Below are 12,136 nucleotides of genomic sequence, written 5' to 3'. Positions count from 1 at the left end.
ATTACTTCATCTGCGCTACGCGGCTTTGTTATTCTATGGTTGTTGTCGGTCGGCCACTTCTTTTGTTTTGGCGCCACAGCTACATAGCATTCTGTAACTACTTAAACTGCTGATAATTAATTGAAATGAAAGCGAATAATATTCTCGAAACCATTGGCAATACGCCTTTAATCCGCCTCAACCGTATTTTTGCCGACCGTCCGGACGTGGAAGTGTGGGTAAAAACCGAACGCGCCAACCCCGGCGGCAGCATCAAGGACCGCATCGCACTGTCCATGATTGAGCAAGCCGAGAAAGACGGCTTACTGACCAAGGATACGGTGATCGTGGAACCTACTTCGGGCAATACTGGAGTGGGGCTAGCCATGGTGGCCGCTGTGAAGGGCTATAAGCTGATTGTGGTAATGCCCGAATCGATGTCAATTGAGCGCCGCCGGCTTATGGCCGCCTACGGTGCCCAGCTTGAGCTAACTCCGCGCGAAAAAGGCACGAAAGGCGCCATCGAAAAAGCCCAGGAGATTGTGCGCGATACGCCCGGCACCTGGATGCCAATGCAGTTTTCGAACCCCGCCAACCTCAAAGTGCACGCCGAAACCACTGCCCAGGAAATCCTGCGTGATGCTCCCGAAGGCTTCGATTTTCACATTACGGGCGTTGGCACGGGCGGCCACATCACCGCCGTGACCGAGGTGCTCAAGCCGCATTTTCCCAATATGAAGACCTTTGCCGTAGAGCCGGAGCTTTCGCCGGTTATCAGCGGTGGGGCTCCGGGGCCGCACCCTTTGCAAGGTATTGGCGCCGGTTTTGTACCCGATAATTTGCACCGCGAAATCCTGGATGGTGTAATCCAGATAAGCCAACAGGCTGCTTACGACATGGCTCGCCGCGCCGCGCGTGAGGAAGGCCTATTTGTAGGTATCTCGTCCGGCGCTTCCTTGGCCGCTATCGCCCAAAAACTACCCGAAATGCCCCAGGGCAGCCGCGTACTTACCTTTTGCTACGACACTGGCGAGCGTTACCTATCGGTAGAGGGGTTGTTTGCATAAGCAATTGATAATAAAGTACATACAAAAAAGGCGTTCCGAGATATCGGAACGCCTTTTTTGTATGTACTGGTAAAAACAAAACCCAGCCGAAGGGCTGGGTTTTGTAGGAGTGGAGAATATCGGAGTCGAACCGATGACCTCTTGCATGCCATGCAAGCGCTCTAGCCAGCTGAGCTAATCCCCCTTGTAAAGCCAATTGCCTGTTGCATTTGGTGGGACAAAAGTAAGGTTGAAATCCGGATCTGCAAACCGATGACGCAGGTTTCTCTAAAAATTAATGCGCTAGGCCACAAAAAAAGCGGGCGGAGAAAGTTCTCCGCCCGCTTCTGAGAAAGCTAAGCCATTGACTTAGTTGAAGGTATAGCGCAAGCCGAACTGCATGTAGTAAGTTGAGGCGAGTGCGTTGTTGTAACGGAACGTCGACGTGATTGGCTGGCCACGGTCGGTAGCCAGACGGAACGTTGGCTTAACCGTGCCACCGGGAACCAAGCTCGCCTGGTTGGTGGGTACCAAGATCGAAGAGTTGTTGATCGACTGCACCAAGCCCCAATCCTTGTTCAGGAAGTTGCCAAAGTTGAAGATGTCGACAGTGAATTGTAGCACGTTGCGCTTGTTAGCAATGTCTACAAACAAGTCCTGGGCGAACTTGATGTCAACTTGGTTGCGCCATGGCGTGCTGGCACCGTTGCGCTCAGCATACTGGCCACGACGCGTCTTCAGGTATTTGTCTTGGTTGATATACTGGAAGAACAAATCGCTTTGCTCAGCTGCCGTGTACACGTTTGGTGCGGCAGTAGTTCCGTAGTTGAAGTTCGTGAACGTGATTTCCGAAGCATCTTTTGGCACATAGATCAGGTCGTTGGTCTGGCCATCACGGTTTAAGTCGCCACCGTAACCGTAAGAGAAGCGGCCTTGGATCGAGCCTTCGTAGAACATCGAAAGCTGCGTGGCCAAGTGTTTGAAGTACTCCTTGCGGTAAGAAAGCGAAGCCACAATGCGATTGGGCACTACATAGTTGGCGTAGCTCAGGTTCGGATTGTTGGCGTCGTTTACGATAGGAGTAAGCGACCAAGTGTTGATGAGCTGGTCACCGCTGCCATCAAAAAGAACTTTCGCCTGGCTTCTTACATAAGCCACCGAAGCCGTCAGGCCGCTGTTGAAGCGCTTGTCAACCTTTGCAGAAGCTGACCAGTAGTAGCCTTTGTGGGCGTTGCTCAACACGATTGGGTTGAAAGCAGTAGCGGTACTGCCTGTGCCACCGGGCAAACCTGTTGGCGTCAGCGGGTTGATGAATTTGGTAGCGTTGGTAGCCGGATAGATCTGGCGGTTATCTGGGTAGCCTGCTACGTTCAGGGATTGTGGAGCAACCAAGTTGTAGTTTTTGCCCAGTGCGATGGTCAAATCTTTGTTGTAGATACCTTCCAAGGTACCAACCAAGCCCCAAGGCAGTTTGGCATCAACAGCGATGCTGCTTTTCCAAGCCTGTGGGTTACGGAAGTTAGGATCAGTAGCGCTGATAGTGCTTGGGATTACTGCACCAGGCGTCGGCTGCGTTTCAGGACGGTAAGCGTTTGGATCTGGGTTGAAAGGCATGTTTGCATAAGGCAACTTGCCGCCATTCAGCGTAGACCAAGTCTGGGTTACTTGGAGCAAGCCTGCGTCACCCGATTGCGATACGATCCATACGGTTGGAACCTTGCCAGCAAAGATGCCTGAGCCACCGCGTATTTGCAGCGAGCGGTCACCCTTCACATCATAGTTGAAGCCAATTCTAGGCGACCACAGAATGCGGTTCTTAGGCAGTACACCCGTGTCGATTTTCTTGTTGTCGACGAAAGTGAGCGCTGCTACAAGCGGGTGCGTCTGGATCTCTTTTACGTTCAGGTAAGAGTTAAGCTCAAGTCGCAGACCAGCCGTTACACGGAGCTTGTCGGTTACGTTGATCTCGTCTTGGCCATATACCGAGTACTGAGCAAACTTGAAGCGGGGATAGGCTTGCTGGTAATTAGGCAGCAAGGAATACGTGAGGGCGAAATCAACGGGGTTAGCTCCGTTTTTGAAGTCTTCAAACGTATTGAAGGTATAGTAGCTGGTGGCAAAACGTTGGAAACCGTTTTTGGTGTTTTGCAGGTCAAATTGACCACCTACTGTGAAGTTATTTCTGCCGGCCGTGAAGTTGACGAAGTCTACTACCGAATAAGTTTGTACCTGTCTTAAGTTGCCATAAGTAAATGGCTCATAACCAAAAGAGGTGTAGGGGTTACCGTAAGCAGTAGCGGTAGTGTTGCCATCCAGAATGTCTACGAAAGGAAACACCGAGCTATTAGAGCTGCGTGGGTCGTTTTGGTTGGTGTACGTGCCGCGCAGGGTGTTGTAAAACTTGCCATTAACGGTAGAGTTCAATTCTGCTGCAAACGAGTACAGGTTCTGCTCTTGGAAGTAGTTAGAGTTGCTGAAGGGCAACGCGAAGTTACTGGTGCGGGTGTTGGGGAAGCTGCCGAGTGGGCTTCTAGAAGTACTAACGAAGCTAGGCGCTTTGCTTTCTACTTGGCTATAGCGAACGGTGAAATGGTTGTTGCTATTGATGTTCCAGTCCAAGCGGCCCAAAATATTCGTCCGATTGCTTACAAAGGAATAATTTTGGTAAGGGCCTGTCTCGTAGCCGTACTTAGAACTCAGGTAGTCACTGATTTCGTTTAGGCGGGTCTCTGTAGGACGGACAACGTTAGAACCGCTGTTGCTGCCATTTGAGGCAATATTTTGCTGACCTGGGCTAGTCGCATCTCTTTTTTCAGCGTTTATGAAAAAGAACACCTTATCCTTGATGATCGGGCCACCCAAACGGAAGCCGTATTGCTTATCGTCCAGCTTCTGCTTTACGAAAGTCTGATCACCAACTTTGTTGCCCTGTTGGTTTTGGTTACGCCAGTAAGTGTAAACCGAACCAGAGAAATCGTTGGTGCCCGAGCGGGTAATGGCGTTAACGGCGCTACCAATGAAGCCCGACTGGCGGATATCGAAAGGCGTTACGTTAACAGTGATTTCCTGAATAGCGTCCAGTGAAATTGGGTTGCCGCCAGCAGGAAGGTTGGTGCCGATACCGAAGTTGTTGTTGAAGTCAGAACCGTCAACAGTAATGTTGTTTTGACGGTAGTTGCCACCACCTACAGCGCCTGGCGAAGTAGAAGAAGACTGAGGCGTCAGACGCAGGAAGTCGTTCAGGTTACGCGTGATAGTAGGCAGGCGCTGAATTTCTTGCGTGCTGATATTCGTGGTAGAACCCGAACGTTCGGCGTTGAGCACCGAGCTTGGATCAGAAGCAGTTACGACTACACCACCCAATTGCGTAGTTGTTTCGCTTAGGTTAATGTCCAAACGTTGATTCTGGCCCAACGTCAGGAAGATGTTTTCGCGAGTAACATCTTGATAACCAATAAACGTAACGCGTACCGTATAAGGCCCGCCTACGCGCATGTTTTGAATGTTATAACGACCCTCCGAGTTGGTTGGCGCTACGTACTGCGTGTTGGTAGGGGTGTGTATGGCAATGACGGTGGCCCCAGGCAACCCAGCTCCCGACTGATCGGTGATCACACCGTTCATCGTGGAGGTGGTGGTTCCCTGCGCCCAACCTTGCTGTACTGACAACACAGTCAGCAACAGCAAAAGCAAGTTGCGTAAACGTAACTGTTTCATAAATGAGGAAATTGGTGAAAAAAGGGGGTGCTCAAACGAAAAAAACGCTGCAAAACTAACGACCGCTAGGGGCATTCGTATTAAGTAATTATTACGATTACCCCTGGGCATCCGCACCTTGCGACTACAAATGTAAGGAGGGGAAATTCATAATCTAGGCCGAACGGCCTTAATAAACCTACTTAGGTAGTAATCGCTCTCTAGGCTATTCTCCACCACGCCTAAGCTGCTAGAAGAGTGAATGAACTGAATTCCTTCCGGGGATGCTTCCGTGACTAATCCCACGTGCGTAATGGTGCCGCTGCCGGGAGAAGCCCCAAAAAAAATCAAATCGCCGGGTTGTAGATTCTGGGGTTTGACGGGCTCCCCCCAAGCTGCCTGCTCATTGGAAGACCGTGGAATTTGAACGTCGATCACTGCGAATGAGGCACACAATAGCCCCGAGCAGTCCATGCCCAAGCGCGTCGTGCCGCCGTACTTATAAGGAGTGCCTTGGTAGGAACGGGCCGCTTCAATTACTGTGGCGAGATCTTCGCTGACGTTGCCCGACCGGGCACGGCTGCCCACCGGGCTTTTAACCACCATCTTGCTTTTACGGGCTCCCGAACCGTATTTGGCTTTGGATTTTGCCACCGGTAGCCCGGCCCGGCGCCGGCGCTCTTCGGCTTTCATGCGCGCCATTTCGCGGGCCGAATAGTAGCGCCCGCCTCGGTAATTCACTTTCTTCGAGCTACTGCAGCTGGCCAGCCAAACCAACGCTACCAATAACAGCGTTGATACAAAGCAACGCCACTGCGCCGAATGCTGTACCTTCGTAATGTGTTCCCGCATCGCGACAAAGATACGTGAATAGGCCATTTGACCTCCCTTCTTTCCTTCGCTATGGATTTTCAAGTCTTAACTCCTGAGCTGGTGACTGCTTTCGAACAGATTGTAGGACCCCAGCACGTACTTACGTCTCAACATGCTGAGGCTGACGTATATGCCGGTTACGGCCGCGATCATACGGAAGACTTGCATTTTGCTCCCGACGTGGTGGTTCGTCCCGCTAACGCCGAAGAGATCAGCCAGATTGTACGGTTGTGCTACGAAAACAACATTCCGGTCACGCCGCGCGGAGCCGGCACCGGCCTAAGTGGCGGGGCCTTGCCCGTGCACAACGGCGTGGTAATATCCACAGAACGCCTCAACAAGATCATCCAGATTGACGAGCGCAACCTGCAGGCCACGGTCGAGCCGGGTGTAGTCAACCAGGTATTTCAGGAGGCTGTGCAAGAAAAAGGCCTTTTCTACCCACCCGATCCGGCCAGCAAAGGCAGCTGTTTCTTGGGTGGTAACCTGAGCGAGAGCAGCGGTGGTCCAAAAGCCGTAAAGTACGGTGTGACAAAGGATTACGTGCTGAACGTGCAAGTAGTATTGCCTACTGGCGATATCATCTGGACGGGGGCTAACGTGCTCAAAAATGCCACCGGCTACAACCTGACCCAACTGATGATTGGCTCAGAGGGCACCTTAGGTATTATCACTTGCATCGTCTTCCGGCTGATTCCGTACCCGCAGCAGAACATTGTGTTGCTGGTGCCATTCCGCGACGAGGAACAAGCTGCGACGGCCGTTTCTGAGATTTTTCGCACGGGCATCGTGCCTTCGGGCATGGAATTCATGGAGCGAGAAGCCATCGAATGGTCGGCGCGCTACCTCAACATCGCCATCGACCTGCCCGAAGACATTCGGGCTCACCTCCTCATCGAGTTGGATGGTCAGGAACTAGATCAGCTATATAAGGAGGCCGAACACGTGTACGGCGTGCTGGAGAAATACGATATCGGCGAAATCCTGCTGGCCGATACGGCCGCGCAGAAAGACGAACTCTGGAAAATCCGCCGCAACATCGGCAATTCCGTGCGCTACAACTCTGTATATAAGGAGGAAGACACGGTCGTGCCCCGTGCCGAGCTGCCTACTTTGCTCAAAGGCGTGAAAGAAATAGGGCGCCGCTATGGCTTCCAAAGCGTTTGCTACGGCCACGCCGGCGATGGCAACCTGCACATCAACATCATCCGCGGCGATTTGCCCGACGAGATGTGGCATCACGGGTTGCAAGAGCCTATTAGTGAGTTGTTTCGCTTGTGCGTAAGCCTAGGCGGCACCATCAGCGGCGAACACGGCATTGGACTAGTGCAGCGGCCTTACATCGGCATTGCCCTAGGCGAAGTGCAGCTCAACCTGATGCGCGGCATCAAAAAGGTATTCGACCCGAAAGGCATCATGAACCCAGGAAAGATTTTTTAGCCTCAAAATGCGTTGTTGTATAAATGATTGATAATTAATTAGTTAAAAAAAGGCCCGCTGCATCAACAGCGGGCCTTTTTGCTAGTCGAAAGACTGGGTAAACTGTAGTGAGATCAACTCACAGCCACCCGTCTACAAACCCTCTTGTTCGCCTTTCAGCTTGTCTTCGCCGCCGTACGGGGCGCCAGCTGTAATATCGCCGCGCAAGCCGCCCTCGGAAACGCCGGGAGAACTGCCAGGCTGCTGAGAAGTGGTCGTATTTTCGGGCGCAACTTGTGAAGCCGTTGCAGGCTGGCCGCTGCCGGTGATGATAGAAGCCTGCTCCCCGATGGGCCCAGCCAGCTGATCTACCTTTTGGATGTACTGACGCTTAGCATCGTCCTCGCTCAGGCCCTTAAACTTGCTCCACGAGTCCCATTGCGCCTGCGACATGCCGGGGGCGCCGCTGGGGTTGTCGGGCGAATCGTCGCCTACTACTTCGCCTTTGGTATCGTGGTCGCCTTCAGTGGCTTGCTTGTAAAGGCCGTAGAGTTCGGTCATGTGCGGCGCGGCTTGGTCACCGGGAAGATTATCAACGCGCGTGACGGCGGCTTCAAACTGCTGCTGCAGGTCCATTTGCTGCTGGAGGTTCATATCTGAGTTTCTCAGGGGTGAATACTAGAAAGGTGTACTAGGCTGGCACGGCTTTGGTTGCGACGCCGTGCGACACTTTTCGGAACGCAAGTCCCGATTGTTCGTACTTTTGCCTGCTAATTATGTGTGGAATAACCGGAGTTTTTGCCTTTACGGACGCAGGCCGCAATACGCTGGCCTCTTTGCATGCATCCACGGATGCTATCGTGAGCCGAGGCCCTGATTCACAAGGGCATTTCGTGTACGATCGTTGCGGATTGGGCTTTCGCCGCCTAGCGATCCTTGACCTTACTGCCGACGGCAACCAGCCCATGACCGACGAGTCGGGGCGTTATACAATCGTGTTCAACGGCGAGATCTTCAACTTCCGTGAATTGCGGCAGAAGCTGATCAAGAAAGGGCATCACTTTCATTCTCAAACAGATACGGAAGTAATTCTGCAACTGTACATTAGCGAAGGCCGTAGCTTTATCAAGAAGCTGAACGGCTTTTTCGGCTTTGCCATTTACGACAAAGAGGAAGATTCGCTGTTCATTGCCCGCGACCGAATGGGGGAGAAGCCGCTGCTCGTCTACCGCGACGAAAACCAGCTGCTGTTTGCCTCCGAAATGAAATCGTTGCTGGCCTTGGGCATACCGCGCAAGCTCGATTACGTGTCGCTGAGCCAGTATTTGCAGCTTAATTATATTCCGGGGCCGGCTACTATTTTCAAAGGCGTCAAAAAGCTGTTGCCCGGCCACTACCTCTTTATAAAAGGCAAAAAGGTAGTGCGCAAGCGCTGGTACAAGATTCCATACGATCCGAAAAAAGTCCAGAAGAATAAGCTTACCTACGAAGAGCAGCAAAAGAAGCTGATCGACCTGCTCGACGATGCCACGGCCCGCCGCTTGGTGGCCGATGTGCCGCTGGGTGCCTTCCTGAGCGGGGGCATCGACTCGTCGGTAATCGTGGCGCTCGCCTCGCGCCATACGCCCCACCTGAACACGTTCAGCATTGGGTACCGCGACGAGCCGTTCTTCGACGAAACCAAGTACGCCAACCTGGTCGCGGATCGGTATAAGACCAACCACACGGTCTTCTCACTGACCAACCAGGATCTGTACGACCATATTTTCGATGTGCTCAACTACATCGACGAACCGTTCGCCGATTCTTCGGCGCTGGCTGTGTACATTCTCAGCAAGCGCACCCGCGAAAAGGTAACCGTTGCGCTCTCCGGCGACGGCGCCGACGAGATGTTTGCCGGCTACAACAAGCACATGGGCGAATTTCAGGTGCGGCAGGGCGGTTTCAAAGCCGAGGCAGTTACCGGCCTGAACCTGCTATGGGATGTATTACCAAAATCGCGTAACTCCTTCTTTGGCAATAAGATACGTCAATTTCAGCGGTTTTCGCGCGGCATGCTCAACGGCCCTAAGGACCGCTATTGGGACTGGGCTTCGTTCGTGAGCGAAAAAGATTCGCGTAATCTGCTGAGTCCGGCGGCACGCCGAAAAGTCGGTAAGAAACTAGCCGAGAAGCGCCGCCGCGATATTCTGGAGAATCTGCATGCCGATGGCGACCTGAATGAAGTGCTGCTCACCGACATGAACCTCGTGCTGCCCTACGACATGCTCACGAAGGTCGATCTGATGAGTATGGCCAACTCGCTAGAAGTTCGCCCGCCCTTCTTGGACCCTAAAGTGGTGGACTTTGCTTTTTCGCTGCCCGTCGAAAGCAAGATCGATGCGAAGATGAAGAAGCGAATTGTGCAGGATGCTTTTCGCCCCATGCTGCCCGAGGAGCTCTACAAGCGCCCCAAACACGGCTTTGAGGTGCCGCTGCTCAAGTGGTTCCGTAACGAGTTGCGGCCGCTTATCACCGATGACCTGCTCTCCGATGAGTTTATAGAAGCCCAAGGCTTATTCAGCGTCGATGCCATTAGAGCGCTCAAAACGCAGCTTTTTTCCCGAAATCCTGGTGATATTCATGCTCGAATTTGGGCACTCATAGTATTTCAGTGGTGGTGGAAGAAGTGGATGATGAATATCTAGTATTTTGAATAAAATATAACCCCCATTTTTTCTCAAATACGCACACTATGAAAATTGCAGTTGTAGGCACTGGCTATGTGGGCCTAGTAACAGGTACATGTTTTGCCGAAGTCGGCATCGACGTCACTTGTATTGACATCGACCAGAAGAAAATTGAAAACCTCAAGAACGGCATCCTGCCGATCTATGAGCCAGGCTTGGAGGAAATGGTGTCGCGAAATGTGGAGAAAGATCGTCTACATTTTTCGACCAACCTCGCCGAGAGCATCCAGGATTGCGATGTGGCCTTCATCGCCGTGGGCACGCCGCCGGGCGAAGACGGCTCGGCCGACCTGAAGTACGTGCTGGCCGTGGCCCGCGGCATCGGTGAGCACATGAGCAACTACGGTGTAATCGTGACCAAAAGCACAGTACCTGTAGGTACGGCTGCTAAAGTTCGCAAAGAGATTGAGCAAGCGCTGGAAAAGCGCGGTGTGAACATCGACTTCGACGTGGCTTCTAACCCAGAGTTCTTGAAAGAAGGAGCCGCCATCGACGACTTCCTTAAGCCCGACCGCATCGTGGTGGGCGTGGCCTCGGAGCGGGCCGAAGAAGTGATGACCAAGCTTTACAAGCCTTTCCTGCTCAACGGCCACCCCATCATCTTCATGGACATCCCCTCGGCCGAGATGACCAAGTACGCGGCCAACGCCATGCTGGCCACCAAGATCTCGTTCATGAACGACGTGGCCAACCTGTGCGAAATCATGGGCGCCGACGTCAACAAGGTGCGCCAGGGCATCGGCTCGGACGCGCGCATCGGCACCAAGTTCATTTACCCGGGCATCGGCTACGGCGGCTCCTGCTTCCCGAAAGACGTGAAGGCGCTGATCAAAACGGCTTCCGAAAACGGCTACCAAATGCAGGTGTTGCAGGCCGTGGAAAGCGTGAATGAAGCCCAAAAGTCGGTGTTGTTCGACAAAGTCAGTCGCCACTTCGGCGGCGAGCTGCGCGGCAAGAAAATCGCCGTGTGGGGCCTCTCCTTCAAGCCCAAGACGGATGACATGCGCGAAGCGCCTTCTATTGTAATCATTGATAAGCTATTGGAAGAGGGCTGCACTGTGTCGGCGTACGACCCGGTGGCCATGCCTGAAGCCAAACATTCGCTGGGTGACCGCATCACGTATGCCAAGGATCAATTTGAAGCCCTCATTGACGCCGACGCCTTATTGGTGGTGACCGAATGGCCCGAATTCCGCGCGCCCAACTTCGAGGTGGTGGCTCGCCTGATGAAGCAGAAGGCCATCTTCGACGGCCGCAACATCTACGAAGCCAAGGAGTTGCAGGAAGCTGGCTTTACTTATCATTGCATTGGTGTGCGCACCAGCCACAAAGAACCAGTAGCGCAGCAAGCTTAATTTTGCCTTCGGGTGGCTACAATTTCTCAAAACGTAATGGCGGTCTAACCGGCGTTAGCTTCGAATAAAATATGTCTGAAAAGAAAAGAATACTCATCACGGGTGGGGCTGGGTTTCTGGGCTCACACCTTTGCGACCGGTTTTTAGCCGAGGGTTACCACGTTATCGCGATGGATAACTTAATTACCGGTAACCTAGCCAACATCGAGCACTTGTTTGGCAAAGAGGATTTTGAATTTCATCACCACGATGTGTCGAAGTTCGTTTTTGTGCCGGGGAAGCTGGATTATATCCTGCATTTCGCTTCGCCGGCTTCGCCAATCGATTATCTGAAGATCCCGATCCAAACCTTGAAGGTAGGCTCGTTGGGCACGCATAATCTACTGGGCTTGGCCCGTGTGAAAAATGCCCGTGTGCTAATTGCCAGTACATCAGAGGTTTATGGAGATCCCGAAATTCACCCGCAGGTAGAAGAATATTTTGGCAACGTCAACCCAGTAGGCCCGCGCGGCTGCTACGACGAAGCCAAGCGCTTCCAAGAAGCCATCACGATGGCTTACCACAACCACCACGGGCTGGAGACGCGCATCATCCGCATCTTCAATACCTATGGCCCACGCATGCGCCTCGACGACGGCCGTGTATTGCCAGCATTCCTGTCGCAGGCATTGCGCGGCGAAAACCTGACCGTATTCGGTGACGGTTCTCAGACGCGTTCATTCTGCTACGTCGATGACCTCGTAGAAGGCATTTACCGTCTGTTGCTGAGCGATTACCATTTGCCCGTCAACATTGGCAACCCGTCAGAGATCACCATTAAGGAATTTGGAGAAGAGATTGCGAAGCTCACCGGAGTAGAATTCAAGCCGGATTATCGTCCGCTGCCCGAAAACGACCCGATGAAACGCCGTCCCGATATCACCAAAGCCAAGGAGATTTTGGGTTGGGAGCCGAAGGTTGACCGCGCCGAAGGACTGCGTCGGACGCTGGAGTTTTTCAAAGAGCACGTCACGGTATAAGTGTCTGCTTAAATGGGAAT

At 52.8% G+C, this 12,136-nt stretch carries 8 protein-coding genes and 1 tRNA gene; 5 read left to right on the top strand and 4 right to left on the bottom strand.

Annotation, left to right across the window (positions count from 1 at the left end):
- The first annotated feature begins 125 nt into the window (after positions 1 to 125).
- Positions 126 to 1,046, top strand: a complete 921-nt coding sequence (gene cysK, locus FHG12_RS04270; RefSeq protein ID WP_139514548.1) for a cysteine synthase A — start codon at positions 126 to 128, stop codon at positions 1,044 to 1,046.
- Between the two features lie 110 nt (positions 1,047 to 1,156).
- On the opposite strand, the gene FHG12_RS04265 is transcribed toward cysK, so the two are convergent.
- From FHG12_RS04265 to FHG12_RS04255, 3 genes are all read right to left on the bottom strand, one after another.
- Positions 1,157 to 1,230, bottom strand: a tRNA-Ala gene (locus FHG12_RS04265).
- A gap of 164 nt (positions 1,231 to 1,394) precedes the next feature.
- Entirely contained in the window at positions 1,395 to 4,742 is a 3,348-nt protein-coding gene (locus FHG12_RS04260) for a TonB-dependent receptor (protein WP_165699297.1), read from the bottom strand.
- Between the two features lie 147 nt (positions 4,743 to 4,889).
- Positions 4,890 to 5,462 (bottom strand): C40 family peptidase, encoded by a 573-nt coding sequence (locus tag FHG12_RS04255; RefSeq protein ID WP_230471287.1) that lies wholly within the window; start codon positions 5,460 to 5,462, stop codon positions 4,890 to 4,892.
- Between the two features lie 192 nt (positions 5,463 to 5,654).
- Between FHG12_RS04255 and FHG12_RS04250 the strand changes: the two genes are divergently transcribed.
- Entirely contained in the window at positions 5,655 to 7,034 is a 1,380-nt protein-coding gene (locus tag FHG12_RS04250) for an FAD-binding oxidoreductase (protein ID WP_230471286.1), read from the top strand.
- Between the two features lie 132 nt (positions 7,035 to 7,166).
- Here the strand turns inward: FHG12_RS04250 and FHG12_RS04245 are convergent, their stop codons facing one another.
- Positions 7,167 to 7,667, bottom strand: coding sequence for an acyl-CoA-binding protein (locus FHG12_RS04245; RefSeq protein WP_139514545.1), 501 nt, complete (start codon positions 7,665 to 7,667; stop codon positions 7,167 to 7,169).
- A 122-nt stretch (positions 7,668 to 7,789) separates the two neighbouring features.
- Between FHG12_RS04245 and asnB the strand changes: the two genes are divergently transcribed.
- From asnB to FHG12_RS04230, 3 genes are all read left to right on the top strand, one after another.
- On the top strand, positions 7,790 to 9,700 hold the full coding sequence (gene asnB, locus FHG12_RS04240; RefSeq protein WP_139514544.1) for an asparagine synthase (glutamine-hydrolyzing): 1,911 nt from the start codon (positions 7,790 to 7,792) through the stop codon (positions 9,698 to 9,700).
- A gap of 47 nt (positions 9,701 to 9,747) precedes the next feature.
- Positions 9,748 to 11,097, top strand: a complete 1,350-nt coding sequence (locus FHG12_RS04235) for a UDP-glucose dehydrogenase family protein (protein ID WP_139514543.1) — start codon at positions 9,748 to 9,750, stop codon at positions 11,095 to 11,097.
- Positions 11,098 to 11,168: 71 nt separating this feature from the next.
- Positions 11,169 to 12,116: a UDP-glucuronic acid decarboxylase family protein gene (locus FHG12_RS04230; RefSeq protein ID WP_139514542.1), complete on the top strand. Its 948-nt coding sequence runs from the start codon at positions 11,169 to 11,171 to the stop codon at positions 12,114 to 12,116.
- The last annotated feature ends 20 nt before the right edge of the window (positions 12,117 to 12,136 follow it).

The sequence above is a fragment of the Hymenobacter jejuensis genome (assembly GCF_006337165.1).
Lineage (GTDB): Bacteria > Bacteroidota > Bacteroidia > Cytophagales > Hymenobacteraceae > Hymenobacter > Hymenobacter jejuensis.
Note: the sequence above shows the minus strand (reverse complement) of the source record. Positions and strands in the feature narration are given on the sequence as shown.

Bases quoted from the DNA above. Each gene is read 5' to 3' on its own strand.
- cysK (WP_139514548.1), top strand. From the start codon at position 126: ATGAAAGCGAATAATATTCTCGAAACCATTGGCAATACGCCTTTAATC.
- FHG12_RS04230 (WP_139514542.1), top strand. From the start codon at position 11,169: ATGTCTGAAAAGAAAAGAATACTCATCACGGGTGGGGCTGGGTTTCTG.
- asnB (WP_139514544.1), top strand. From the start codon at position 7,790: ATGTGTGGAATAACCGGAGTTTTTGCCTTTACGGACGCAGGCCGCAAT.
- FHG12_RS04245 (WP_139514545.1), bottom strand. From the start codon at position 7,667: ATGAACCTCCAGCAGCAAATGGACCTGCAGCAGCAGTTTGAAGCCGCC.
- FHG12_RS04235 (WP_139514543.1), top strand. From the start codon at position 9,748: ATGAAAATTGCAGTTGTAGGCACTGGCTATGTGGGCCTAGTAACAGGT.
- FHG12_RS04260 (WP_165699297.1), bottom strand. From the start codon at position 4,742: ATGAAACAGTTACGTTTACGCAACTTGCTTTTGCTGTTGCTGACTGTG.